We start from the raw sequence: 25,589 nt of genomic DNA on the forward strand, positions 1-25,589 counted from the left end.
CGTAGTTCATCGCTTCCGACGGGGCTTACGGTGCTTGCTCGTATCTTGCTGCCTGCTGTTGCCCGGCTTGGGCTTGCGGGCTTTGGGCTGTTCGCGTTTCGGCGGTTCCGCCGGACGGCCGCGCGTGCTGTTCATGGTCCGCCCACGGACGATCCCGATCAGCTGCTCCATCAGGTCGGACGTCTCGTCCTCCAGCCACGACAGCGCGACCCGCGACTCGGGAGCCTCCGACAGCGGCCGGTAGGTGAGGTCCTTGCGGTGGTGCAGCCGGGCGAGCGACTGCGGCACGACGAGCAGCCCCACCCCGGCGGCCACCAGCTCGATGGCGTCCGCCGTCGTGGCGGGGCGTTCGATCGCGGGTCGTCCGGGCGGACGCTCCCAGTCGAGGGTGTCGTCGAGGGGGTGCAGCACCAGCTCGTCGGCGAGGTCCTCGGGAGACATCTCCTCGGCCGCGTCGCGGTCCTTCGGGACCACGACCACGGTCGTCTCGGTGTAGAGGGGAATCGCGTGCAGACCCGTCCGGTCCGTCGGCAGCCGCAGCAGCACCGCGTCCGCCCGGCCGTCACGCACGAGGTCGGCGGCCTCCGCGGCGGGCACCTGAACCAGGTTCAGCGCCACCTCCGGCACCCGTTCCTCCCACATCCGGACCCATTTGCCCGGCGTCACCCCAGGGACGTACGCGAGCGTGAAAGAGTCCGTCACGAGGGCAGACTACCTGGCGTAACCGGAACCGTTACGCTGCACGTCATGAAGTCGCAGAAGACTCCCCAGACGATGAAGCCCGCGACCGCGGCGAAGAAGCTTGGGGTGTACCTGGACGCCACCCCCGAGGAGTTCCGGGAGGGCGTCGTCTCGCGCGACGAGCTGAACGCACTGCAGGCAGATCCGCCCGAGTGGCTGCGCGAGCTGCGCCGCAACGGCCCGCACCCCCGGCAGGTCATCGCGGCGAAGCTCGGCATCTCGATGAGCGGTCTGGCGCGCAGCGGGATCACCGACGCCCTCACCACGGACCAGATCAACGAGCTGAAGGCGTCCAATCCGGACTGGTTGCAGCGGGAGCGGGCCATCCAGGTGGAGGTTCGCGCGGAGGCGGCGCGGCTGAAGGAGAGGGACGCGCAGGCCGAGTGACCGCGGCGGTCACATCCCCATGCCGCCGTCGACCGGCAGACCGGCTCCGGTGATGAACTTCGACGCGTCGGAAGCCAGGAACACGACCGCGTCGGCCATGTCGTCGACCTGACCCAGCCGGCCGAGCGGGGTCAGGTCCACCACCGCTCCCGCAGCCGCCTCCGGTGAAGGGAACAGGCCCAGTTCGGCGCAGTCCACGGCGAGCTGGTTGCCCATCGCCGTGGGAGTGAGACCGGGGTAGATGCAGTTGACCCGCACGCCGTAGCCGAGCTTCCCGGACTCCGCGGCCGCCACCCTGGTCAATCGGTCGATCGCGGACTTGGTCGCCGAGTACACGCTGATCCCCGGAAACGCGATGGTCGCCGCGACCGACGCGACGTTGATCACCGAGCCGCCCTGTCCCGCCGCACCACCGGGGCGCATGGCGCGCAGCCCGTGCTTGAGGCCGAGCGCGGTGCCCAGCACGTTGACGTCCAGCATCCTGCGCGCGTCGGCGGGGTCGAGTTCGGTGATCAGGCTGGTGATCTCGATGCCCGCGTTGTTCACCAGGATGTCGAGCCCGCCGAGCACGTCGACGGTGGTGCCGACCGCGGAGGCCCAGCCCGCGTCGTCGGTGACGTCCAACGGCACGAACTCCGCCGTCGCGCCGGAGTCGCGCAGCGCCTGGGCGGTGTGCTTGCCTTCTTCTTCGAGGATGTCCGCGATCACGACCGCGGCACCGGCTGCCGCCAGGGCTTCGGCCATTCCGGCGCCGAGTCCGCGTGCACCACCGGTGACCAGTGCTTTTCTTCCGCTCAGCTGATAGCTCGTCATTCGGTCGCCTCCTAGGAGAGTTGGCTCACTCTCTAGGGTCGGATCGCTCGCGACTGTCGCCTAGCAGACGTTCGAGCGAACTACTCTCGCGGAACATCGCGTGCACCGCACAGTCACACGCGTAGTTCTCCGGCTGTGGACAGTCGCGCAGCGCCACCCGCACGCGCTCAACGCCTTCCGGGGTCACCGTGTACACCCTGGCCAGGTCCCACGGCTCGTCCTCGTGGTCGTTCCAGCAGTCGTGGTCGAGCGTCTCGAGCCTGCCCGTCCCGCACGTCGTGCACACGGCGAGGAAGGTGTACCCGTAGTTGACGTTGTGGCCCGGCCGGTTGTGCGGGACGCCGACGAGATGGATCGCCACCAGCAACGTCGCGGTGCCGGGGCAGTCGGCCGCGCACGGCCAGCCGCCGCGGGCGGCGCGCCCCTCGTCGTACGCGTACTCGAACCCGAGCAGCTCGCCCCGCCACGGACGGCTGCCGCGCTTCGGCGTGTTCTCCAGCAGGGCGAGGACCTCCGTCGTGCGGCGCCGCCCGACCAGGTCGCGCGCCGTGCGGCCCTCGGCATCGGTCGCGGAGGGATCCGCACCGGCCCGAAGCAGACGGTCGACGATGCGGGAACAGCCTCGGGTGGCGGCTTCCATGAGCGGTGTGCGTCCGCTGGCGTCGCGCGTGTCGACGGCGGCTCCTTTGGCGAGCAGGAAGTCCACCGCGTCCGCCTCGTTCGACCGCGCGGCGACGGCCAGTGCGGTGTGCCCGTCCGACGTGACCTCTTCGAGGCCACAGCCGGCCGCCAGGAGCAGTTCGGCCACCTCGAGGTGACCACCTCCGGCCGCCGCGACGAACAACGGCGAGGTTCCGACGCTCGCGCCCGCGTCCAGCAGCCGCCGGACCGCGTCGAGCCGGCCGTGGGAAACGGCGTTGTACAACGCGGTCACGCCGGAGTCCTGTGCCTCGTCGGGCGAAGCACCCCGGTTCACAGCGGCGTCGATCAACGGAACGTGGCCGTGGGCGGCGGCTCTGATCAGGACGGTCGTACCCGTGTAGGGCCACCTGGCCCGCACCGACGCACCGCGTTCCAGCAGGCGCAGCGCGAGATCGAGGTGACCGCGGATGACCGCGTGCATCATCGGGGTGCTGAGGCTCAACGGGGTGTCGACGTCGAGTCCGGAGTCCAGCGCCGCGAGGACGGTGTCGATGTCGCCGCGCTTGCAGGCCTGCTCGAGCCGCGCCACCGGCTCGTCGGCGTACGGTCCCCACGCCTTCGGCTCGTCCGCGACGGTGTCGGCGGTGATCCCGCGCTCCCGGCGTGCCTGCTCGACCGCGGCACGCAGCGCGTCCCGGTCGCTCCAATAGGTATCGAACTTGTCGTACCGCTCGTCCACGTACGCCAGCGCGACCGCTTGTGCCCAATGAACCTGGTCCAGCAGACCCTCGTCGTGCCAGTCGGTCGGTGCGCGGAGCATGTCGAGCATCACCGGCGTGAACAGCCCCGGATCCCAGTGATCCTGCAGCAGATTGATCAGCAGGCACTTGTGGAGCCACTTGCTGAGCCGCCAGTACAGCCAGACCAGGTCCTCCAGCACCTCCGGCGTCACGTGGCGCCGGGCGCTCTCGATGCCGTCGAGGTCCTCTTGCCGGATCAGCCAGGCGAAGTCGTCCACGTCCACAGTGGCCACCGTATGCGCGGCGCACCACATCACTGCCACATCCGTGTGGTCGCGATGTGGTGGGCGAAGGCTAGATGTCGTGCATGGATCTGCCCCTGCCGGACACGGCGTACAGCATCGAGTTCGACGAGGAGGGCCCGGACGGGCACGCTTTCGGGCGTCCACCGGGCCTGCACCCCGGCCAGTGGCCCCGCAGCCGGGCGGTCGGCCTGCCGATGCCACATCTGTTCACCGTGCGCGTGCCGGAGCAGTATCGGTGCGCGGGGCCCGACCTGGCCGGGCTGAGCGTGTTCCAGGCGGGCGACGATCGCGCCGATCCGGTGGACGGCGTGGCCGACACGATCGCCGGGGGAGAACCGCCGTCCGACACGGCCTTCTGGTCCGCCCTGACGGAGTACGCCCGGTCCCGCCACCCCGAGGAGCGATACCAGACGGACGACATCGCGGGAGGCTGGGCGTGGATCTGGCTGACCGAGGCCGAGCTCGCGGGGCCGCCCTGCCCGCTGCCCGATCCCGCGACGAGACTCGAGGGCACGGAAGACACCACGGACGCCTGGCGGGCCGACCGCCCACCCCGGCGGCTGCGGCTCGTCGCGCGCGTCGACGACCCCAACGTCGGGAAGACGTACGTCGAGTTCGACAAAACGTCCGGGTACATCGACATGTTCTCCGAGGAAGGCAAGCGCCTCGGGCTCGTCGAGCGGTTCTTCTACCAGCAGCACTTCGGTGGCACCATCGTGCCGCCGAATGGTGGGGAGGACATCGGCCCGTTCTTCCTCGCGTTCGACGAGAAGCTGGGCGACCCGAACCTCGGGGGAGACGGCATGGCGCAGCTGGACCTCGCCACCGAGTACCTCCAGTGGTCGTGCGGCTAGCCCCGGCCGGCGTGCCGCCGGATCCGCATACCGACGATGAAGCCGCCGCCGAGCACGACGAGCGCTCCGCCGATGCCGATCGCGACCTTCACGCCGGGTCCGCCGGCGGTTGACGGCGTCGGAGCCGTGGGTGGCGCGGAGTCCACGGCGTGCGTGCGGGTGCAGATGTTGTCCTGGTACGGGCTCGACGCGTTGAGCGGGTGGAACTCGTAGCGCACACCCTTGGTGAAGGTCCGGTCGACCGAGGTGACCCCGGATTCCGAGGGCGTGCCGACCACGTCGACCTGTCGTCCGTCGTCGGTGCGGACGTGCGCCACGAGCCCGTCGCGTTCGGTGGACTCGACCGTGCCGGTGAACACGGCGGGCGACTCGGGTGGCGGCATGGCGCACGATGCGTGCGCGGCCGGCTGGAAGCCGGTCAGCAGACCTGCCGTGGTCAGCGCGATGACGGCGGCCACGCGCGCGAGGAAGCTCATGCTCCACAGACGGAACAGAACGGCCATCGGGTTGCTCACCCGCACATGGTCGCGCTGTCCCGTCTGGTTCGCATGTCACGTGCCCACGCGCACTGAGCAACCGCCTTCGGCGTCGATGACCACTGTGGCCGCCACGCGGCCGCCGGGGGTCACCGTCGTGGCCGCGCCGCACACCTCCTCGAGCGGGCCGAGGCCGTCCTCACCGGAGGCGGGGCAGGCGCCGGAACACGTTCGGTGCCAGCTGATGACGCGGTATTGGCCCGCGGGCAGCTGTTTGGTCAGCGCGATCGGGGCGTTCGGGTAGGCCGCCTCGGTCACGGACTCGGCCTTCGTGGTCTCGATTCGCACGTACCACTGCGTGCGGGCCGGCGCCGATCCCTCCTGAGCGACGACTATCGTGCCGTCCGATGAGGACGGTGTCGCAGCGGATTCGACAGTGGACGGTGACCCGCCGCAGCCGCCGAGCAGGACGGCTGCGACGGGCACCGCGATGAGCAGGCGGATCATGACGCCCAGGTGATGAGTGTGACGGTGTCACCCGTGCGGATCGTGGTGACGCCCGCCTCGGCGGCCTGGTTCGCCGACCCGTCGGAGTGGTTGTAGATGGCGGCCAGCTGGTCGTAGTCGTGCTGGTTGGGGTGCTGGTTGGTGTTCCAGTTGTTGGTGTAGTCCATGCAGGTGCCGAGGTTCGGGTTGTTGAAGTCCTCGTCCTGGTGGTCCAGGCCGAAGTCGTGCCCGACCTCCTGGCACATCACGCCCTGCCGCTTGGCCGCGTCGGCGTTCGCGAGGTACGTGTCGTTGATCTTCGTGGTGGCCTGGCTGATGTGCTTGGTACCGCTGTAGAGGTTGATCGAGGCCAGGCCGGCCCATCCGTTCTGGCCGTAGGTGTAGTTGCAGACGCGGATCGCGCCCGCGGGCATCCGGCACTGCCGTCGCGTGGTCCTGCTGGTGTCGCTCGCGACGATGGTGTTCTCGAGGTACTGGCTCTTGTTCCAGTCGCTGTTCGCGGTGCTGAGGGCGCCGCTCCAGTCGGAGGTGATGCTGGAGTAGAGCGTCAACTGGGCGACGTTCGTGCGCGGCCAGTGGTAGCCGCCCCACGAGTGGTTCGCTTGTGCGGGGGTGGCGGTGAACCCGATGAGGGCGGCGGCGGCCGCCACTGCGAATGTTGTGTTTCGCAGTCGCAGGTGCATTGGTTCCTCCGGGCGGTTGGTGCAGGGACTGCCACCCGATCGGGTGACAGTTGCCGAGACCATAAGAACGTCCAGAACAGACGGTCAATGCACTGTCGTGGCGGACAATTCCCAATAGCGGGAAAAGATGTGAACGTGCGTGGACATGCTCGGGCACCTCTCTGTCCACATAGGACGAAATGGACAGAGAGGTGCATTCGGCACGTGGTTACAGCGTCAGGGTCCAGCTGTTGATGTAGCCGGTGTCGAGGTTGGCCCGGTCCTGCACGCGCAGCGTCCAGGTTCCGTTGCGTACCTCGCTCGACAGGTTGACGGTGTAGGTCTGGTTGATGTTGTCGGTCGAGCCGCCGGACCGGTTGTGCAGGTTGTACGCGGTGCCGTCGGGTGCGACCAGGTCGACGATCAGGTCACCAATGTAGGTGTGGACGATGTTGACGGCGACCGTCGAGGTCGCCGAGCCGTTGCCCGTGCAGCCGGAGATCGTGATCGGCGACTGGGCCGTGCTGTTGTCCTGGATGGGAACGTCGTTCGAGTTGGTCCCCGAGCATCCGGCCGGACCGTTCACCGTCAGCGAGTAGGCGGCGGTGTGCGTGGCCGAGGGCGCGGTGCCGGTGACGGTGATCGGGTAGGTGCCGGGCGGGGTGGAGGCGCCGACCGAGATCGTGAGCGTCGACGAACCGCCCGCGGTGACCGAGGCGGGACTGAACGATGCCGTCGCGCCCGCGGGCAGCCCGCTCGCGGACAGCGTCACGGTTTCCGCGGAACCACTGCGGACACTGGTGTTCACGGTCGTCGTCACGGAACCGCCGGGGTTCGCCGAACCCGAGGCCGGAGACGTGCCGATCGTGAAGTCGTTCGCCGGGGTCGACAAGTTCGGTTTCACCACGAACAGGCCGCCCTCGATGGTGAAGATCGCGACGTTGCCACTCGGGTAGTACGGATAGTTCGTCCACGTGCCGTTGAACCCGGCGGTGTTGCTCGACGGGTAGATGTCGAAGTACGCGGCTTCGGACATCGACGTCGGGGTGGCGACGTTGGTCAGATCGATGACGCGCAAACCGGCCTTGTAGTTGGACTGGTAGGAGAAGTTGCCCTTGACCCACTGGTTGTGGTCCGTGGCGGCCGTCGGGCCGTTGAACACACCCACCAGGACCGGGTTGGTCAGGTCGGCCGTGCTCCACACGTAGGTGCGGGTGTTGCCACCGAAACGAGTCTCGTCCGTTTCGTCGTCGAGCAGGAAGTACTTGTGGTCCTCGGTGAACACGCCCTGGTGCGTGTAGCCGACGCCGGAGTACGTCTTGCGCGCGAGCTGCACCGGGTTCGACTTCGTGGTGACGTCGAAGAAGGTGACGGTGTCCTCGTTGCTGCCGACCAGGATCTCCTTGCCCTGATAACGGGTGTCCGGCCCGTGGTAGACCACGGCCGTCGAGTCGTGCGAGTAGCCGTCGCCGCTGACGCAGCCGACGAACGCCGGCGCGAGGCGGTTCGCGAGGTTGTACATGCGCGGGCCGCCGGAGCACGTGCTCGAACCGTTGACGTACAGGTATCCGGTCTGGGCGTTGACCGAGACCGTGTGGGCCCTGGTGAACGCGGTGTCGCGGGCGTCCGCGCTGAACGTCACCGGCGGGGACGTCACGGTACGCAGCTTGGTGAGGTCGAAGATCTGCAGGCCGTGGCTGCCGTTGTTGTCGGAGATGATGTAGGCGGTGTTGTTGTGCACGGTGAGCTCACGCCAGCTCGACGTGCCGGTGGCGCTGGGCAGGTTGCCGAGGTAGACGGGGCTCGTCGGCGTGGTGATGTCGACGAACGACGTGCCGGTCGAACGGGCGACCAGCGCGTATTCCTTGCCGTTGGACGGGTCGGTCCAGCCCCAGCCGCCGCTGCCCGAACCTCCGCCCATCGCGGACAGCGGCAGGTTCGACTGCAGATCGATGTTGCGACACGGGTAGCTGCCCGCCATGCCGTTGACGCAGGGGGTCGCGGCGGCGGCTACCGGGGCTGCCGCGCTCGACGTGGCGAAGGGTGCGGCGGCCAGGGTGAGAGCGATTGCAGCGAGCGCCGCCAGGACGGATCTCTTCAACATGATCGGTTCTCCCATGCAGGGTTGGTCGAACGTCACGAGATGCGGTTGTAAGGGATGCAACGTCTCATGTGGATTTGACCCGCGGTAGCAACGATGTGCGGGTCTGCGAGCGGCAACCGGGTGATCCCATGTGTCGCACTGGATCGGATGGAGCAGCGGCACTACTGCGTCAGGTCGTACTAATCCGAATAGTGGATCTACCGCGGGATGAAAAGAGATGGCGGGCCACGTGATCACGTGGCCCGCCGAAGGTCAGCCGGTCGAGCTGCGGAAGCCGCGCAGCCGCAGGCTGTTGCTCACCACGAAGACCGACGAGAACGCCATCGCGGCGCCCGCGATCATCGGGTTCAGCAGGCCGACCGCGGCCAGGGGGAGCGCCGCCACGTTGTAGGCGAACGCCCAGAACAGGTTGCCCTTGATCGTGGCCAGCGTCCGGCGCGACAGCCGGATCGCGTCCACCGCGGCTCGCAGGTCGCCGCGGACCAGGGTGAGATCGCTGGCCTCGATGGCGACGTCGGTGCCGGTGCCCATGGCGAGCCCCAGGTCGGCCTGGGCGAGTGCGGCCGCGTCGTTGACCCCGTCACCGACCATCGCGACGACTCGTCCTTCGTCCTGCAGCCGCTTGACCACGTCGACCTTGTCCGCGGGCAGCACCTCGGCGATGACCTCCTCGATGCCGACCTCGGCGGCCACGGCACGAGCCGCGGCCTCGTTGTCGCCGGTCAGCAGGACCGGGCGCAACCCGAGGGAACGCAGTCCGGCGATCGCCTCGGCCGAGGTGGCCTTGACGGTGTCGGACACGACCAACACGCCGCGCGCCCGGCCGTCCCACGCGACCAGCACGGCGGTCCGGCCCTGCTGCTCGGCCTCCTGCTTCGCCGTGGCGAGCTCGGAGCCGAGGTGAACACTCCACTCGGTCATCAGCCGCTCCCGGCCGACCAGCACCGCGTGGTCGTCCACGATCCCCTGCACGCCCAGGCCTTCCAGGTTCTGGAACTCCGAGACGGCGGGCAGTTCACCGGCCCGCTCGGTCGCGCCGGCGGCGATCGCCTTGGCGATCGGGTGCTCCGAGGCGTGCTCCAGCGCTCCGGCCAGGCGCAGCACCTCGAGTTCGTCCTCGCTCTCGGCGGCGTGCACGCTGATCAGGCTCATGTGGCCCGTGGTCACGGTGCCCGTCTTGTCGAGTACCACGGTGTCGATCCCGCGCGTGGACTCGAGGACTTCCGGGCCCTTGATGAGGATGCCGAGCTGCGCGCCGCGTCCCGTGCCGACGAGCAACGCGGTCGGCGTCGCCAGTCCCAGCGCGCACGGGCACGCGATGATCAGCACCGCGACCGCCGCGGTGAACGCCGCCGTCGCACCGGTTCCCGCGCCGAGCCAGAAGGCGAGCGTGCCGACGGCGAGCGCGATGACGATCGGCACGAACACCGCGGACACCCGGTCGGCGAGGCGCTGGATCTCCGCCTTGCCGTTCTGGGCCTCCTCGACCAGCTTCGCCATCTGGGCGAGCTGTGTGTCGGCACCGACGCGCGTGGCGCGCACGACCAGCCGGCCGCCCGCGTTCACCGTCGCGCCGACCACGGCGTCACCCGTCGTCACCTCGACCGGCACCGACTCGCCGGTGAGCATGCTCGCGTCGACGGCCGAGCTGCCCTCCTCGACGACGCCGTCGGTGGCGATCTTCTCGCCCGGACGCACCACGAACCGGTCGCCGGCCTTCAGGTCGTCGACGCCGATCCGGACCTCACGACCGTCGCGCAGCACCGCGACGTCCTTCGCGCCGAGCTCCAGCAGTGCTCGCAGCGCGGCACCGGCCCGGCGCTTGGAACGCGCCTCGAAGTAGCGGCCCGCCAGGATGAACGTGGTCACGCCCGCGGCGACCTCGAGGTAGATGTTGCCGCCACCGGACATCCGCTGGACGGTCAGGTCGAAGCCGTGCGTCATGCCCGGCGTGCCGGCGGTCCCGAGGAACAGCGCGTACAGCGACCACAGGAACGCCGCTCCGACACCGATCGAGATCAGCGTGTCCATGGTCGCGGCGCCGTGGCGGAGGTTGGTCCACGCGGCGTGGTGGAACGGCCACGCGCCCCACACCACGACGGGTGCGGCCAGCGTGAGTGAGAGCCACTGCCAGTAGGTGAACTGCAGCGCCGGGATCATGGCCAGCGCGACCACCGGAACCGACAGCACGGCGGAGACGATCAGCCGCTGCCGCAACGAGCGGGTCGGGTCCTCCTCGGTGTCGTGAACCGGGGGAGCGGGCAGCTCGGCGGTGTAACCCGTGGCCTCGACGACCTTCACCAGGTCGTCGGGCGACAGGCCGTCCGGGTAGTCGACCCGTGCCTTCTCCGTCGCGTAGTTCACCGTGGCGGTCACACCGTCGAGCTTGTTGAGCTTGCGCTCGATGCGCGCGGCACAGGAGGCACACGTCATGCCACCGATCGACAGTTCGATGTGGCTGGTGCGGGCGTCAGCCGCCGTGTCCGGCATGACCTTCCTCCTTGGTCGTCGTGGTGGCGGCGCCGGTGGTGGCGAGGGTGAAGTCCGCCGTGCGGACCTTTCCCTCGTGCTGGAAGTCGAGGAACAGCCGATACGTCCCGGACGTGGGCACCTCGACGACGAACTTCACCTCCGGGCCGCTGCCCGGTGCGTCCTGCGGATGCACGTGCAGGTACGCCAGATCGGTGGACCGCAGCGCGACCAGATGACCGTTGGCCCCCAAGTACTTCTGCAGGTCGGTCACCGGTCGGCCGTCCTTGGTCACCGTCGCGGTCACGGTGGACTCGGCGCCGGCCTTGAGGTCACCGGTGATCGTCACCGCGTAGCCGTCCACAATGGATGAACGCTGGTCCGTTGCGTACTGCCGGGGTTCGTACAACCCCGGCACCTGGATGTTGGCACCGAGTGTCGTCTTGGGACCGCCCTCGGCGCGGAAGTCGGTGAAGACGCGGTAGCTTCCGGCGGCGGACAGCGTCAGGGGAGTGCTCCACGTGCCGTCGGCGGCCATGGTGGGATGCAGGTGCTGGTAGCCGGAGCCGTCGCGGCGGACGAGTACGAGGTGCAGCTTCTTCTCGTGCTCCACGGCGAAGGTGGTCACCGGTGATCCGTCCGGTCCGGTGATCCGGAACCGGATCTCCGGCGTGGCCGAGAGGATCTGCAGGGTGTAGCCGTTCTCCGACACGGACAAGCCCGGCGGAAGCGCGGCTGCCTCCCCGCTGTGTGCCATCGCGCCGGGATCGCTCGACGGTGTTCCGTCGCCGAGCGGGCCGACGGCGGCACCGGCCGCCCAGGCCCCGCCGAAGACGATCACCAGTGCGAGGGCGTAGGCGGCGACCTTGTGGCCGGTCTTCATGATGCTCTCCCCGAGGGTCTTCAGCCGGCGAGGTGGTAGCCGGCCTCGGCGACGGCCGCACGGACCGCGTCCTCGGCGACGGGCTCGTCGCTGGTGATCGTGACCTTGCCGGTGGGCAGGTCGACGTCGACGCTCTGGACACCACTGATCCGGCTGACCTCCTCGGTCACCGAGCCGGCGCAGTGTCCGCAGGTCATGCCCTGGACGGTGTAGGTGGTCTCGGCCATCGGGATCTTCTCCTTGAACTAAGAGCGGACCAGGCGGGCGATGGCGTTGCTGGCTTCGGCGATCTTCTCGTCGGCCGCGTCGCCACCGTCGCTGATGGCCTGGCTCACGCAGTGCTTGAGGTGTTCGTCGAGCAGGCCGAGCGAGACGGCCTGGAGTGCGCGCGTGGCGGCGGAGATCTGGGTGAGGACGTCGATGCAGTAGTCGTCGTTCTCGATCATCCGCTGCAGTCCGCGGACCTGGCCTTCGATGCGGCGCAGCCGGCGCAGGTGGGCGTCCTTGTTCTCGGTGTAGCCGTGCACTTCTCGCTCCTGTCGATCGGTCCGCCGCGCGGCCGATCGCGACTGACCGGGGGAACGGCGGGCTCTTGTTGCATTTATACCCCAGGGGGGTAGGGGTTTACCAGTGGTCTGCCGCACAGTGCGGGGCTTGTTTCGACATACCCAGCCGGGGTATACGTGGATACCCCTACGCCGTATCTGAGGATCGGCGGGAAGGAGGATCCCATGTCAACGTCGGAGAAGGTGCAGGTCGGTGGACGGCACCGCGATCTCGTCACCGGTGTTCTGGGGATCTGGCTCGTCGGCGCGGTACTCAGCGACGGGTGGGCGCATTTCAACGTGCCCGGCCTGGAGAGCTTCTTCACGCCGTGGCACGGGGCGCTCTACGCCGGTCTCGCGGTGACGGCCGGCTGGATCGGGCTGATGGTGTGGCGGACCCGCGCCGCCGGACGCCCGGTTCTCGGCGACCTGCCGCGCGGCTACGCGGGAGGAGCGCTCGGGGTGCTGCTGTTCGGCGTGGGCGGTGTCGCCGACCTGCTCTGGCACGAGGTCTTCGGCATCGAGGTCGCGGTCGACGCGCTGGTGAGTCCCAGCCATCTGCTGCTCGGGGCCGGTGGCCTGCTCATTCTCGGCAGCCCGATGCGTGCGCAAGGAGTTCTCGGTTCGATTCGGCGGTGGACGCCCACCGCGGTGCTGTCGCTCGTGCTGTCCACGGCACTCGTCGCGTTCTTCATGCTCTACACCTCGCCGTTCCCGATGCCGGCGGCGGTCCAGTCGTTCGTGCCCACGCCGGAGGGCACGCCGGGCCACCTGGAGGCCGAGTTGCCGGTCGTCGCGGCGCTGTCCGGCTACCTGGCGACGACGGTGCTGTTCGCCATGCCCCTGCTGCTGATGGTGCGCGGCCGGGCCGGCGTTCCCGCCGGGGCGACGGTGCTGGTCGGGACGATCGCCTGGTTGTCCGTGGGCGTCGTCGGCTTTCCGGCGACCGCGGTGGCCGGTGCCGTGGGTGCCACCGCCGGGGCGGTCATCGCGGACTTCGCCCGGTCACGACTGTCCGGTCACCACGGGGAACGGTGGTTCCTGCCGGTCGTCGCGGGTGGCACGGCACTGCTCGTGTGGGCCGGTCAGCTCGCCGGGCTGGCGATCGCCGACGCAGTGCGCTGGCCGGTGTCGCTGTGGTCCGGTGTCGTCGTGCTCGCCGGATTCGCCGGTGCGGCCGTCGGACTCCTCGCTAGCCGGACGGGCAGGTCAGCAGCATGACCGCGAACAACGCTCCGAACGCCGCGGTGCCGGGCAGGACCAGCGCCGTTGCTCCAGCCAGTCCGCAGGTCAACACCCTGCGTGCCGGGCCGGGCGCGTGAGGTCGCTTCCGCAGCTGGATCAGCCTGTGCTCGACCGCGTCTCCGCTCATCGCCAGCGCGGTGCCCGGAGCGCCGTGCGCGGAAACGCGGACCAACGCTCCCGTCACGGCCTCCACACCGTGGGCGCGCGCGGCCGTCAGGTCCGCCGCCATCTCGACGAACTCCCGGATCGCCGCTGCCGCCCGCTTGAACAGCGGCAGGAACGGCAGCGTGGCGGCCACGGCGTCGGCGATCGTGATCAGCTGGTGGTGCCGTCCGTCGAGGTGTGCGTGTTCGTGGGCGAGAACGGCGTCGACCTGCGCCGGGGTGAGGTGGCGGCGCAGTCCCTCGGTGGCGACCACGACTCCGGGTTTGCCCGCGAGGCTGAACGCGAACGGGTGGTCGTGCTCCAGCCACAACGTCGTGTGCGCACCGGCCTCGCGTCGTCCCGCGACACGAAGCACCGCCAGGTGTTCCTGGCGGGCCGCCGCCCGGCGCCGCGCACTGTGGACACCGACGATGGCCAGGCGCACCAGCAGGCCCGTCAGCAGCGCGATGCCCACGAGACCGCTCATTGCCTCAATGCCCGGAGTGGTGCCGTGCTGCAGCGACTGCCAGCAGTCGTGGACGGCGGTCAGCACGGCGAGCCCAAGTCCGTGATCGGGCAGGAGGAGCAGGAGCATCGCGACCGCGGAGGTGGCCATCACCGCGAGGACCGAGACGAGCCAGGCGACCAGTGCGACGACGGGGTCGGAGAGGCGCAGGAGGTAACGCGGCGCCAGTGCGCCGACCACGCCGCACCCGAGCAACAGGGCCAGCGCCACGGTCACTTCTTCGAGGCCTTCCTGCGCAGAGCCTTGCGCAGCAACTCCGACTCCTCCCGCGTGCCCGACTGCACGAAGTGCATCAGGGCGGCTTGCGGGTCACCGGAGGCGCTGAGCACCTCGCGCAGGGCGTTTGCCGCGGCCTCCGCGCGGCTGAGCGTCGGCTCGTAGAGGTAGGCCTTGCCGTCGAGCTCGCGGCTCACCCAGTTCTTGCGGTGCAGGTTGTCCAGCACCGTCATCACCGTCGTGTACGCCAGCGCCTTGCCCGTGTCCAGCCGTTCCAGCACCTGCCGGACCCTGAGCGGCTCGCCGGCGTGCCAGAGCACGTCCATCACCGCGGCTTCCAGCTCGCCCAGTCCACGCATGTGGCAAGGCTACGCGACCACCCGCGCCGGGCGAGCGGTGAAGCCTCACCGCTCGCCCGGCGGAGATCAGGACGACTTCAGCATTCCCTGCATCTCGGTGATCTCCTTCTGCTGGGCGTCCACGATGTCCTGCGCCAGCTTCTTGGCGTCGGAGCTGCCACCCTTCTGCAGCTCGATCTTCGCCATCTCGACGGCGCCCTCGTGATGCTTGATCATCATCTCGAGCCACACCTTGTCGAACTCGGCGCCCTTGGCCTGCTGGAGCTTGGCCATCTCCTCGGCGCTCATCATGCCCGCCATACCGGGCATCGAGCTGTGGTCCATACCGGGCATCGACGTGGGCGCACCCCACGCCTTGAGCCACTCGTTCATCTTCTGGATCTCGGGATCCTGCGCCCCCTCGATCCGCTTGGCGAGGTCGAGGACCTTCGCGTTCGTGCTGCGGCTCGGCACCAGCTTGGCCATGTCGAGCGCCTGCTGGTGGTGCGGCACCATGCCCTGCGCGAACGTGACATCGTCGGTGTTGTGGCCTGCGGCCTGGCCGGCGCTCGTGGCCGCCGGAGCGGTCGTCGTGCTGTGGTCCATGCCCGCCATGTCGTTGCCGCTACACGCGGTGAGCGCGACCGCGGCGAACGCGACGATCCCGATGAGGGACTTCTTCATGCTGAACTTTCCTTGTCTGTGTTGGGGAACTGTGATCGCCTGCGACCGGGTGGATCACAACCTCAACACGCACAAGGAACCGAGCAGGGCACGACCACCGATGGGCGGCGGACGGGCGGGAGCGCGCGGCCGGGAACTCGATGATCGCCATCGATCGGCGAGCGGCCGAGCGGAACGCAGCAGCAACCAGGTCAGCAGCAACGCCGAGGCGAAGGCACAGAGCACTGCGACGCACAGGTGCAGCATGTCGTGCGCCGGCGGCGGAGCGGGATCGTGTTCGGGCACATGCGGCTCATGTGCCGCGGCGACCATGCCGTGGCCGGGAGGCATGTCGCCGTTCATCGCGACGTGGTGCATCCCCACGACCCCGAGGAACAGCACGCACAGCAGCAGCCACTGGGTGACCGTGCGGCGCGTGCTGTTCGGCATGCAACTACCGTACCTAGTAGATCCCATCACCCCCTTCTACGGGTGCGGGACGTCGACCGGTTCAATTCCCTGGGTGACCGCGCCCGGCGCAGAACCGCCGTCGAACACATCGGCCCGGCCGGAGGGGACCTTGGCCCGGACCGGGCAGGACCTTCGGATTCCGGCGGTCCCGACGACATGCCCTGATGACGACCAGGGCGGGCGTCGATGCTCGAAGCAGGCCAAGGAAATGAGGACGAGATGAAGCGCCAACACTTCGGGCTGTACGCGATCGCCCTCGCGATCCTGATCGTCGGCCTCACGTTCGCCGGAGTTCCCCTTCAGACGATGTTGTTCAGCTTGCTCGTGCTGGCCTGCCCGCTGATGATGATCTTCATGATGGGTGGGCACGGTGATGGCGGCGGATCCGATGAACAGCACCGCGACCACCACACGACCGGCCGGTCGTGAGGGCGCCATGACCACCACCGAACTACCCGTGCGGACCGCCGTGCTGGATGCGTCCGGTATCGAGAAGAGCTACCGCCGTGGCCTGCGGAATCGGCAGAACGTCTTGCGGGGTGCGGATATCACGCTGCTGCCGGGTGAGGTCGTCGGGCTGGTCGGGGAGAACGGCTCGGGCAAGTCGACGTTGATGAAGGTCCTCGTCGGTGCCCTGCGGCCGGACGCGGGCACGGTGTCGATCACGGGCAGACTCGGGTACTGCCCGCAGGAGCCGGTCTACTACGAGCGGCTCACGTGTGACGAGCACTTCGAGCTGTTCGGCCGGGCCTACCGCATGAGCCCGGAAGCCGAGCGGAGGGCGCGACGCGAGTTGTACGGGGCGCTGGGCTTCGAACGGTATGCCGGCACGCGTGCCGACCGGTTGTCCGGCGGCACGCTGGCCAAGCTGAACCTCGGACTGGCGTTGCTGGCCGACCCGGAGGTGCTGCTGCTCGACGAGCCGTACGCGGGGTTCGACTGGGACACCTACCTCAAGTTCTGGCTGCTGGTGGCCCAGCGTCGTGAACAGGGCCGCAGCGTGCTGATCATCAGCCACTTCGTGGCCGACGAGGAACGCTTCGACCGCATCGTGCACCTGAAGGACGGCCGGACATGACGACGCTGCTGTTCGCGCGCCGGTTCCTCGCCGACTACGCCCGCAACCCGGTCAACCCGCTGGTGCTCGTCCTGGTACCCGTTGTGTTCGTCGTGGTCGCGGCCGGATCGATGGCCGAGGCGGCGAAACTGCTCGGCGGCACCGGCCCGTCGGTGGAGACGGCGTCGGCGGGCTGGGCGGCCGGGTTCCTGGCCGGTATCGCGATGTACTTCCAGCTGAGGTCGGCACGTGCGGCGGACCGGAGGCTTGTGCTCGCGGGTCTGCCCGCGGCTCGGCTGGTCACGGCCCGTGCGGGGACCGGCCTCGTGCTCGCCGCGCTGGTGTCCGCCGCGGCGCTGGTCGCCCTGGTGTTGCGCACGGGTGTCGACGATGCCTGGCGGGTCACCGCGGGCACGCTGATGTTCGCGGGCATCTACCTGGCGATCGGGGCGGTGGTCGGCGTGGTGGTTGCCAACCCGGTCAACGGCACGGTCGTGATCCTCTTCATCTGGATCGTCGACGTGTTCTTCGGGCCCGCTCTCGGCTCGCCGGACCGGCTCGCCACCCGCTGGCTGCCCACGCACTTCGTCACGCTGTGGATGGTCGATCTGCCGTCCCGGCACGGTGGCCGGCTCGGCGACCTCGGCTGGGCCCTGGTGTGGCTGGCCGGCGCGCTCGTGGCCGCGTGGCTCGTGCTCGTCGCCACCAGCCGTGTGGCGCACGGCCATCGGATGCGGGCGGGACAGTTCACCACCGCGCTGCGCATGGGATTGCGCGACTACCGGCGCAACCCGGTGCTGTGGGCGTTGCTGGTGATCGTGCCGGTCGTGTTCATCTGGCTGTCGAAAGTCATCACTCCGGACGAACCCACGGTGTTGTCCCTTGTGGACGATGGCCGCAAGTCCGCGTTCTCCTTCTGGCTGCCGGACGTGCACGCCGGCACCATGACCCCGATCGCGATCGCCTCGCTCGCCGCCCTCGCGGGCCTGTTCGTGGTGCTCGACGCCCGGTCGGGCGACCGGCGGCTCACCCTGGCCGGGTTCCGCACCGGAACGCTGCTGTTGGCACGGCTGAGCGTGATCGGTTTCGCAGCGCTGCTGGTGACCGCGGCGTCCCTGGCCGTCACCGTCACCGTGTTCGACGCGCGGCAGTGGGGCGTCTACGCGGCGGGCAACGTGCTGCTCGCCGCCACCTACGCCCTGATCGGCGTGTGCATCGGGCCGGTCTTCGGCCGCCTGTCCGGTGTGCTCATCGCGTTCCTCGTGCCGTTTCTGGATGTGGGCATCGCGCAAAGCCCGATGCTGCGCGCCGAACCGCCGGACTGGGCCCGGTTCCTGCCCGGTTACGGCGCCGACCGCGTGCTGCTGGACGGCGGGCTGACCGCTGGTTTCGACGAGACCGCGGCGTTGCTGCTCGGGCTCGGCTGGGTGCTCGTGCTCGGTGTGCTGGCGACCTGGTTGTTCGGATTGAGGGAGCGGCGATGAACTCCGTGGTGCTGGACGTCAGCGGGCTGCACTACGCGACGGAACAGAACGTCGTCGACGCCAGGCTCGGCAGGCGACCCGGTGTGCACCACGTCGAGGTCAACGCGGCCGCGCAGACCGCGACCGTGCACTTCGATCCCGCCGTCACCTCCGTGGCGGACCTGCGCCAGTGGGTGATCGACTGCGGCTACCACTGCGCGGGTCAGTCCGTGCCGCACCACATCTGCGATCCCACCGCGGAACCCGGCGCGGAGCACTCGGCGCATGAGGCGATGGCGCACCACGGCCACGACCACGCGTCGATGGCCACCGACATGCGCAACCGGTTCCTGGTGGCGCTGTTGTTCTCGGTGCCGATCGTATTGTGGTCGCCGATCGGCACCGAGGTGTTCGGGCTGCACCTGCCCACGCCGTTCGGGATGCGGGCGGACGTGTGGTCGTTGCTGCTGAGCCTGCCGGTGGTCCTGTACTCCTGCTGGATCTTCTTCGCCGGGGCGTGGCGTGCACTGCGGGCGCGGACGCTCGACATGATGGTGCTCGTCGCGGTCGCGATCGGCGCCGGCTGGCTGTACTCGGTGGTGATCACGCTGACCGGCGGGGGAGAGGTCTTCTACGAGGCCGCGACCGTGCTGGCCGCGTTCGTCCTCTTGGGACACTGGTTCGAGATGCGGGCGCGCGGTGGTGCCAACGACGCGATCCGCACGCTGCTCGACCTGGCTCCGCCCAAGGCGGTCGTGCTGCGCGACGGCGAACCCGTCGAGGTGCCCACGGCCGAAGTGGTCGTCGGCGACCTGTTGCTGGTCCGTCCGGACGCGAAGATCGCGGTGGACGGCGTTGTCGAGGACGGCGAGTCCGAGGTCGACGAGTCGATGGTCACCGGCGAAAGCCTCCCGGTGCACAAGGCGCCCGGCTCCACCGTCGTCGGCGCCACGATCAACGCGAACGGCACTCTGCGTGTGCGGGCGACCAAGGTGGGCGCGGACACCGCGTTGGCGCAGATCGTCCAACTGGTGCAGGAGGCGCAGAACTCCAAGGCGCCTGGGCAACGCCTCGCCGACCGAGCCGCGTTCTGGCTGGTACTGGTCGCACTCGTCGGCGGGGGAGTGACACTCGCCGCATGGATGCTGTCCGGCGCCTCGTTCGCGACCGCGATGCTGTTCGCCATCACGGTCGTCGTGATCACCTGTCCGGACGCTCTGGGCCTCGCCACCCCGACCGCGATCATGGTCGGCACCGGGCTCGGCGCGAAGCGCGGTGTGTTGTTCAAGAACGCCATGGCGCTCGAAACGTCCGCGCGCATCGAGGTCGTGGTGATGGACAAGACCGGCACGCTCACCAAGGGCGAGCCCGAGGTCACCGATGTGATCGCCGACAGGTTCGGGGAAACCGAGTTGCTGCGCTTGGTCGCCGCGGTCGAACGCGAGTCCGAGCACCCACTGGCCGAGGCGATCGTCCGTCGTGCGGGCGACCTCGACGGCCTGCGGGCCGAGCGGTTCGAGAACGTGCCGGGCCACGGCGCGATCGCGCACGTGGGCGGGCGGCGGGTCGTGGTCGGCAACCGCCGGCTCCTGGAACGCGAAGGCATCGATCCCGGCGCGCTGGCGTCCCGCCGCGACGAGCTCGCCGCGACCGGCCGCACCGCGGTCCTGGCCGCCGTCGACGGCGTCGCGGCAGGCGTCATCGGTATCGCCGACGCGCCGAGGGAGACCTCCGTCGCCGCGGTCGAGGCGCTGCACGACCTCGGGATCGAAGTGGTGATGCTGACCGGCGACAACCAGGCGACCGCGGATCGCATCGCCGCCCGGCTGGGCATCGACACCGTGATCGCCGAGGTGCTGCCCGGCGACAAGGCGGCGAAGGTCGCGGAGCTGCAGTCCGGTGGCCGGCGCGTCGCCATGGTCGGCGACGGCGTCAACGACGCACCCGCGCTGGCGCAAGCCGACCTCGGCATCGCCATCGGAGCCGGGACCGACGTGGCCATCGAGACCGCCGACGTCGTGCTGATGCGCTCCGACCCGCTCGACGTGCCGATCGCGTTGCGCATCGGCCGCGGCACGCTGCGCAAGATGCGCCAGAACCTGGGCTGGGCGATCGGCTACAACACCATCGCGCTGCCCATCGCCGCCGGCGTGTTCCAGCCCGCCTTCGGGCTGATGCTCCGGCCGGAGATCGCCGCCCTGTCGATGTCCGGCTCGAGCGTCATCGTCGCCGTCAACGCAGTGGCCCTCAAGCGACTGCGTCTGCCGACTCGTTGACCGGTCAATTGCCCACGCACAAAAACTTCCTAAGCAAGATAGTAGGCCATTGGGGTGACGCGCGTCACACTGTTGGGGCGCGACTCGATGACTCCTAGCGGGGGCGGCAACGGCGCTGTCCCTTCCGAAGGGAGTGGCCTGCTGTGAACCGATTACGGCGGCTGACCACCGTCGCTCTTCTCGTGGCGGGTGTGCTGGCGACCCCGGCGACCGCCCTCGCACACGACCCCGACGAGGGCGCGACCCATCCACCGACCGGCGGCGGCGCGCCGGATCTGCACAGCGAGAACATGACCTTGGTGCGGAACCTGCCCAAGGTGGACAACGCCGTCCAGTCCGATCTCGCGTTCGAAGGGAAATACGCGTACGCCGGTACCTACACCGGCTTCCGCGTGATCGACATCTCCGGCCCGGCCGCCGCGCATCAGGTCGCGTTCAAGCCGTGCAACGGCGCGCAGGGCGATGTCTCCGTCTACGAAGGTCTGTTGTTCTCCTCTGTGGACACGCCGCAGAGCAAGCCGGAGTGCGACAGCGTCAACACACCGGCGACCAACCCGGCGGCGTGGGAGGGCATTCGCGTCTTCGACGTCCGCGATCCCACCGACATCAAGCACATCGCGTCCGTGCGCACCGACTGCGGTTCGCATACCCACACCCTGGCGCCCGCGGGCAAGGGCAGCCTGTTCATCTACGTCTCGTCGTATGCGGCCACGACGACGTCTGTCGGACCGCACTGCCAGCAGTTCCACGACAGGATCTCGGTCATCCACGTGCCACTGCAGAACCCGGAGAAGGCCGCGGTGGTGGCCACGCCGGCGACCGTCGGCGTGCCGGTGTTCGACCCGGCCCGGCTCGAGTTCAGCAACCCGGTGCTGCAGCCCACCAAGGGATGTCACGACATCACGGTGTTCGCGCCGCTGAACCTCGCGGCCGCGGCGTGCCTGAGCGTCGGTCAGCTCTGGGACATCACCGATCGGTCGCAGCCCAGGGTGTTGCGCACCCTGACCACGCCGCAGGTGCAGGCGTGGCACTCGGCCCAGTTCACCTGGGACGGCAAGCGCGTGACGTTCGGTGACGAGGCCGGCGGCGGCGCTCTGGCGCGGTGTCGCGCGGAGGACCCGCCGACGAAGGGTGCAGTGTGGACTTACGACGTCGCGACCGGAGCGGAGCTGGGGCACTACAAGCTGCCGCGCGACGAAGCGGGCGCGTGCACGATGCACAACTTCAGCTTCGTGCCGGGCGTCGGCCGCGACATTCTCGTCTCCGCCGCCTACACCGGTGGAACGACGGTGGCCGACCTGACGGATCCGGCGAATCCCGTCGAGATCGGCTTCTACCGGGCGGGCGACCCGATCGCCGCGGACACGTGGTCGAGCTACTGGCACAACGGTTTCATCTACGCCAACGACATCACGCGTGGCTTCGACGTGTTCCGGATCGACCACCCGGCGGTCGCGGGAGCCGCGCCGCTCGGCCGCGACAACCCGCAGACCCAGGAACGACTCTTCCCGTAGACAAGGGGTTCCCGTGTCCCGAAGAATCCTCAGGACGGTCGGTGCGCTCGTCGCGGCCGGCGTCCTCGTCACCCCGGCGACCGCGTTCGCCGACCACGCAACGAATCCGCACTCGGAGAACATGCACGCCAAGGGGCACAGTCCGCACCCTGCGACGTTCCTCGGCGAGCCGGACGGAGTCCGGCACATCAACTCCGACATCGCGTTCCGCGGCAACCTGGCGTTCAACGGCAACTACGACGGGTTCCGCATCGTCGACATCTCCGATCCCGACAATCCCACGGAGATCTTCCACCAGCACTGCAACGGCGACCAGGGCGACATCGTGGTGTGGGACAACATCCTGCTCCGCTCGTGGAACTCCAAGAAGGCCGTGCCGCGCGACTGCGACGGGCGCACCGTTCCGGCGGGCTGGGAAGGCGTGCACGTCTTCGACATCAGCGACCTCACCAACCCCGAGCTGATCGCCTCGGTCGAACTGCCCTGCGGCTCGCACACCCTGACCGCGGCCCCGGACCGGGCGGCCGGTCGGTTGATCGTGTACAGCAACAACTCCAGCAGCTCCGGCTGCGGCACCAGCCACGACCTCGCGACGGAGAACCTCGAGGGCGACTTCATCGACGTCATCGAGGTGCCCTTCGCGCACCCGGAGAACGCGAACCTGCTGCGGCGGGAACCGCTGGCCGGTCCGATCACCAACGTGCGCACCGGATGCCACGACATGGGCGTCATCCTCGGCAGCGTCAACCTGGCCGCCTGCGCCAGTGCGGACGCGACCAACGTCTTCGACGTCGGCGACAACGCGCATCCCGGTGGCAGCCTCGCGGATCCGGTGTTCCTCTACACCGTCAGCGAGCCGGGTGTCGGCCAGGCGGGCACCAACGGACGCTGGCACTCGGCGACGTTCAGCTGGGACGGCAGGATCCTGATCCTGGGCTGGGAACCCGGCGGTGGCGCCGACACCGAGTGCCAGAGCACCGATCCGGACGTCGACAAGAGCATGTTCTTCTACGACGCGCACACCGGCGCCAAGCTCGGCCAGTGGGTGCTGCCCAGAGGGCAGGACGGTGTCGCGGAGAACTGCACCATCCACAACTACAACATCGTGCCGCTGCGCAACGGCCGCTACATCGCGGTCGGCGGGCACTACCAGGCAGGCACATGGGTCACCGAGTTCACCGACCCGGCCAACCCGGTGACGGTCGGCTGGTCCGACCCGCCCGCGATCAGCCCGCCGGACCTCGGTGGGGCCTGGTCGTCCTACTGGTACAACAACTTCATCTACGAGTCCAGCATCACCGAGGGGCTCAACGTGTTCCGGCTCAGCGACCCCGCCGTCGGCGGCGCCATCAGGCTGGACCACCTCAACCCGCAGACGCAGGAGTTCTCCCTGCCGTGACAGCCGGCCGCTGGGACCCGCGAGGGCCCCAGCGCGCGGTTTTCGCTGGTAACCCCGGATATATCGGGGGCGATTACTTCTGAGGGGGGTCTCAACGAGGAGACAGACCCATGAGGACCAAACGCGTAGTCACCGCGCTGGCGGCGGCAGCACTCGCCGCGGCGATGGGGACACCGGGCGTAGTGGTGGCCCACCCCGGCCAGCACGGCCCGCTCGACGGACACTTGCTCGGTCCCGGCGCGTGGGGCGACCTGACGTTCCTGGGCAAGGCCGACCTGACCAACACCGACGACCTGATCGCCGACGTCGCGATCGACCCGCGCGCGACGTACGCCTATCTGGCGAACTGGGGCAAGGCCACTTGCGACACCAACCGCGAGAACGGCGACCCCGACGCGGGCGCCTACGTCGTCGACATCACCGACATGACGAACCCGAAGCAGGTCGGGTTCATCCCGCACTCCCAGGACAGCCGGCCGGGCGAGGGCATGCAGGCCGTGCACATCGACACCAAGTTCTACGACGGCACGATGCTCGTGATGAACAACGAGCACTGCGGCAAGAACGGCCGGGGCGGTGTCTCGCTGTACGACGTCAGCGACCCGCGCAAGCCGGTCAAGCTCTCCGAGCACTTCGGCGACCGCGCCAACCTCTCGCTCGGCGACGCCAACGACATCCACAGCGCGTTCGCCTGGGACACCGGCAGCAAGGCGTACGTGGTGCTCACCGACAACTTCGAGCAGGGCGGGCCGGACGTCGACATCCTCGACATCACCAACCCGAAGCGGCCGCGGCTGATCCGGGAGATCGACGTCGACGCCGAGTTCCCCGGCCTCACCCAGACCAACCTCGGGCTCGTCCAGGTTTTCCTGCACGACATGGTCGTCAAGCGGATCAACGGCCACTGGGTCATGCTGCTGTCCTACTGGGACGGTGGCTACGTTCAGCTCAACGTCGACGACCCGACGCATCCGACGCTGATCGGTGACACCGACTACACCAACCCGGACCCGGAGTTCCTTGCGCGGACGGGCATCCAGCGCGTTCCCGAGGGCAACGGGCACCAGAACGAGTTCACCGCCGACAACCAGTTCTTCATCGGCACCGACGAGGACTTCGCGCCGTACGGAGCGACGAACTTCGCGATCGCCAGTGGACCGAACGCCGGACCGTACCCCTCGGTCCCGGTGCCCGGCTCCACGCCGATCGTCGTCCTCAACGACGACAAGCTCAACGGACCGGTCGTCTACGGCGGCTACGGCTGCCCGGACTCGGCGGCGATCCCGACGCCCGCCTCGGTCCCCGGCTACTTGGCCTCGCTGCAGCCCGGTGAGGAGAAGATCGTGGTGCTGCAACGAGGACCGACCGGTGATCCGAACGCACCGGAACCGGCCTGCTTCCCCGGCGACAAGGCCCACCAGGCCGTGCTCGCCGGATGGGACGGCGTGGTCTTCGTCCAGCGGCACGGCGGAACCGAGAACCCGCCGTTCTGCGGATCCGGAGCCTTCGTCGACGCCGTCGTCGGCGTGTGCACGAACCACGAGGCGTACCACAAGATGTTCGGCACGCCCGTCAGCTTCACCTACCCCGACGGTCCGGCGATCGGCACCGTCGGTGCGCGGATCGAAGCGACCGCGGCCTTCGACGGCTGGGGTTACGTGCACCTGTTCAGCAACCAGGCCGACGCGAACAAGAAGTTCGCCGAGCTGGACACCTTCGCCATTCCGGAGGCCATGGACCCGGCGTACGCGGTCGGGTTCGGTGACCTGACCGTGCACGAGGTCGCCACCGACCCGAACAACCCGAACCGCGCGTACCTGTCGTACTACGCGGGCGGCATGCGGTCCCTGACGATCGTGGGCACGGCGTTGACGGAAACCGGCGGATACCTCGCCCCCAACGGCAACGACTTCTGGGGCGTCGAGGCGTTCACCCGCAACGGCAAGACCTACGTCGCGGGCAGCGACCGCGACGACGGTCTCTACCTGTTCGCCACTGGGCCGTAGCCGGCGATCCCGTGAGGCCCTGTCGCACTTTCGGCGACAGGGCCTCGCTCATTAAGATGATTCCCGGCGAGTTCCACGCCCAACCTCCTGACCGGGTGCCCACGCCGCCCGGCTGACGCGGAGGCAAAGGGGACCTTGTGAGC

25 protein-coding genes are annotated in these 25,589 nt (G+C 69.1%); 10 read left to right on the top strand and 15 right to left on the bottom strand.

Annotation, left to right across the window (positions count from 1 at the left end; translation table 11 throughout):
* Window positions 1-6 precede the first annotated feature (6 nt).
* Window positions 7-642, bottom strand: coding sequence for a LysR family substrate-binding domain-containing protein (locus QSK35_RS00150; RefSeq protein ID WP_285742430.1), 636 nt, complete (start codon window positions 640-642; stop codon window positions 7-9).
* Between the two features lie 105 nt (window positions 643-747).
* Here QSK35_RS00150 and QSK35_RS00155 point away from each other — a divergent pair, with 105 nt between their 5' ends.
* Window positions 748-1,128 (top strand): DUF5997 family protein, encoded by a 381-nt coding sequence (locus tag QSK35_RS00155; RefSeq protein WP_285741096.1) that lies wholly within the window; start codon window positions 748-750, stop codon window positions 1,126-1,128.
* 9 nt (window positions 1,129-1,137) lie between these two features.
* Here QSK35_RS00155 and QSK35_RS00160 read toward each other — a convergent pair whose 3' ends face one another.
* Together QSK35_RS00160 and QSK35_RS00165 are read right to left on the bottom strand one after the other, a co-directional pair.
* Complete coding sequence (locus QSK35_RS00160; protein ID WP_285741097.1) at window positions 1,138-1,941, bottom strand: SDR family NAD(P)-dependent oxidoreductase; 804 nt, start codon at window positions 1,939-1,941, stop codon at window positions 1,138-1,140.
* Between the two features lie 25 nt (window positions 1,942-1,966).
* Complete coding sequence (locus QSK35_RS00165; protein WP_285741098.1) at window positions 1,967-3,607, bottom strand: ankyrin repeat domain-containing protein; 1,641 nt, start codon at window positions 3,605-3,607, stop codon at window positions 1,967-1,969.
* A gap of 83 nt (window positions 3,608-3,690) precedes the next feature.
* On the opposite strand from QSK35_RS00165, the gene QSK35_RS00170 reads away from it, so the two are divergent.
* A complete protein-coding gene (locus QSK35_RS00170; protein WP_285741099.1) occupies window positions 3,691-4,482 on the top strand; it encodes a hypothetical protein in 792 nt (263 codons plus the stop codon).
* Here QSK35_RS00170 and QSK35_RS00175 read toward each other — a convergent pair.
* The 8 genes from QSK35_RS00175 to QSK35_RS00210 all read right to left on the bottom strand — a co-directional run bounded on the left by QSK35_RS00175 (window position 4,479) and on the right by QSK35_RS00210 (window position 12,110).
* Window positions 4,479-4,997 carry a hypothetical protein gene (locus QSK35_RS00175; RefSeq protein WP_285741100.1) on the bottom strand — a complete coding sequence of 173 codons (519 nt, stop codon included), beginning with the start codon at window positions 4,995-4,997 and terminating at the stop codon, window positions 4,479-4,481. The two genes, QSK35_RS00170 and QSK35_RS00175, sit on opposite strands and share 4 nt — an antisense overlap.
* A 36-nt stretch (window positions 4,998-5,033) precedes the next feature.
* A complete protein-coding gene (locus tag QSK35_RS00180; RefSeq protein ID WP_285741101.1) occupies window positions 5,034-5,465 on the bottom strand; it encodes a hypothetical protein in 432 nt (143 codons plus the stop codon).
* Window positions 5,462-6,115, bottom strand: a complete 654-nt coding sequence (locus QSK35_RS00185; RefSeq protein ID WP_285741102.1) for a hypothetical protein — start codon at window positions 6,113-6,115, stop codon at window positions 5,462-5,464. The genes QSK35_RS00180 and QSK35_RS00185 overlap by 4 nt, the downstream gene beginning before the upstream one ends.
* A gap of 241 nt (window positions 6,116-6,356) precedes the next feature.
* Window positions 6,357-8,231 (bottom strand): choice-of-anchor B family protein, encoded by a 1,875-nt coding sequence (locus tag QSK35_RS00190; protein WP_285741103.1) that lies wholly within the window; start codon window positions 8,229-8,231, stop codon window positions 6,357-6,359.
* A 252-nt stretch (window positions 8,232-8,483) separates the two neighbouring features.
* Complete coding sequence (locus QSK35_RS00195) at window positions 8,484-10,721, bottom strand: heavy metal translocating P-type ATPase (protein ID WP_285741104.1); 2,238 nt, start codon at window positions 10,719-10,721, stop codon at window positions 8,484-8,486.
* Entirely contained in the window at window positions 10,702-11,583 is an 882-nt protein-coding gene (locus QSK35_RS00200) for a DUF8832 domain-containing protein (protein ID WP_285741105.1), read from the bottom strand. Before QSK35_RS00200 ends, QSK35_RS00195 begins: the two co-directional genes overlap by 20 nt.
* A 20-nt stretch (window positions 11,584-11,603) precedes the next feature.
* On the bottom strand, window positions 11,604-11,810 hold the full coding sequence (locus tag QSK35_RS00205; RefSeq protein ID WP_285741106.1) for a heavy-metal-associated domain-containing protein: 207 nt from the start codon (window positions 11,808-11,810) through the stop codon (window positions 11,604-11,606).
* A gap of 18 nt (window positions 11,811-11,828) precedes the next feature.
* Window positions 11,829-12,110, bottom strand: a complete 282-nt coding sequence (locus QSK35_RS00210; protein ID WP_285741107.1) for a metal-sensitive transcriptional regulator — start codon at window positions 12,108-12,110, stop codon at window positions 11,829-11,831.
* 204 nt (window positions 12,111-12,314) lie between these two features.
* Between QSK35_RS00210 and QSK35_RS00215 the strand changes: the two genes are divergently transcribed.
* Complete coding sequence (locus QSK35_RS00215) at window positions 12,315-13,349, top strand: hypothetical protein (protein ID WP_285741108.1); 1,035 nt, start codon at window positions 12,315-12,317, stop codon at window positions 13,347-13,349.
* On the opposite strand, the gene QSK35_RS00220 is transcribed toward QSK35_RS00215, so the two are convergent.
* The 4 genes from QSK35_RS00220 to QSK35_RS00235 form a co-directional block, all read right to left on the bottom strand.
* Entirely contained in the window at window positions 13,321-14,253 is a 933-nt protein-coding gene (locus QSK35_RS00220) for a M56 family metallopeptidase (protein WP_285741109.1), read from the bottom strand. The two genes, QSK35_RS00215 and QSK35_RS00220, sit on opposite strands and share 29 nt — an antisense overlap.
* A 2-nt stretch (window positions 14,254-14,255) precedes the next feature.
* Window positions 14,256-14,618 carry a BlaI/MecI/CopY family transcriptional regulator gene (locus QSK35_RS00225; protein ID WP_285741110.1) on the bottom strand — a complete coding sequence of 121 codons (363 nt, stop codon included), beginning with the start codon at window positions 14,616-14,618 and terminating at the stop codon, window positions 14,256-14,258.
* A gap of 66 nt (window positions 14,619-14,684) precedes the next feature.
* Window positions 14,685-15,281, bottom strand: coding sequence for a DUF305 domain-containing protein (locus QSK35_RS00230; RefSeq protein WP_285741111.1), 597 nt, complete (start codon window positions 15,279-15,281; stop codon window positions 14,685-14,687).
* A 54-nt stretch (window positions 15,282-15,335) separates the two neighbouring features.
* Window positions 15,336-15,710, bottom strand: coding sequence for a hypothetical protein (locus QSK35_RS00235; protein WP_285741112.1), 375 nt, complete (start codon window positions 15,708-15,710; stop codon window positions 15,336-15,338).
* Window positions 15,711-15,950: 240 nt separating this feature from the next.
* Between QSK35_RS00235 and QSK35_RS00240 the strand changes: the two genes are divergently transcribed.
* From QSK35_RS00240 to QSK35_RS00270, 7 genes are all read left to right on the top strand, one after another.
* Window positions 15,951-16,160: a DUF2933 domain-containing protein gene (locus QSK35_RS00240; RefSeq protein WP_285741113.1), complete on the top strand. Its 210-nt coding sequence runs from the start codon at window positions 15,951-15,953 to the stop codon at window positions 16,158-16,160.
* 7 nt (window positions 16,161-16,167) lie between these two features.
* On the top strand, window positions 16,168-16,809 hold the full coding sequence (locus QSK35_RS00245) for an ABC transporter ATP-binding protein (RefSeq protein WP_285741114.1): 642 nt from the start codon (window positions 16,168-16,170) through the stop codon (window positions 16,807-16,809).
* On the top strand, window positions 16,806-18,272 hold the full coding sequence (locus QSK35_RS00250) for an ABC transporter permease (protein WP_285741115.1): 1,467 nt from the start codon (window positions 16,806-16,808) through the stop codon (window positions 18,270-18,272). Before QSK35_RS00245 ends, QSK35_RS00250 begins: the two co-directional genes overlap by 4 nt.
* Window positions 18,269-20,527: a heavy metal translocating P-type ATPase gene (locus QSK35_RS00255; protein ID WP_285741116.1), complete on the top strand. Its 2,259-nt coding sequence runs from the start codon at window positions 18,269-18,271 to the stop codon at window positions 20,525-20,527. The genes QSK35_RS00250 and QSK35_RS00255 overlap by 4 nt, the downstream gene beginning before the upstream one ends.
* A gap of 143 nt (window positions 20,528-20,670) precedes the next feature.
* On the top strand, window positions 20,671-22,041 hold the full coding sequence (locus QSK35_RS00260; RefSeq protein WP_285741117.1) for an LVIVD repeat-containing protein: 1,371 nt from the start codon (window positions 20,671-20,673) through the stop codon (window positions 22,039-22,041).
* Window positions 22,042-22,054: 13 nt separating this feature from the next.
* Entirely contained in the window at window positions 22,055-23,440 is a 1,386-nt protein-coding gene (locus QSK35_RS00265) for an LVIVD repeat-containing protein (protein ID WP_285741118.1), read from the top strand.
* Window positions 23,441-23,550: 110 nt separating this feature from the next.
* Window positions 23,551-25,446, top strand: a complete 1,896-nt coding sequence (locus QSK35_RS00270) for an LVIVD repeat-containing protein (protein WP_285741119.1) — start codon at window positions 23,551-23,553, stop codon at window positions 25,444-25,446.
* The last annotated feature ends 143 nt before the right edge of the window (window positions 25,447-25,589 follow it).

Source organism: Lentzea sp. NBRC 105346 (assembly GCF_030269605.1).
In the GTDB taxonomy this organism is placed as follows: Bacteria; Actinomycetota; Actinomycetes; order Mycobacteriales; family Pseudonocardiaceae; genus Lentzea.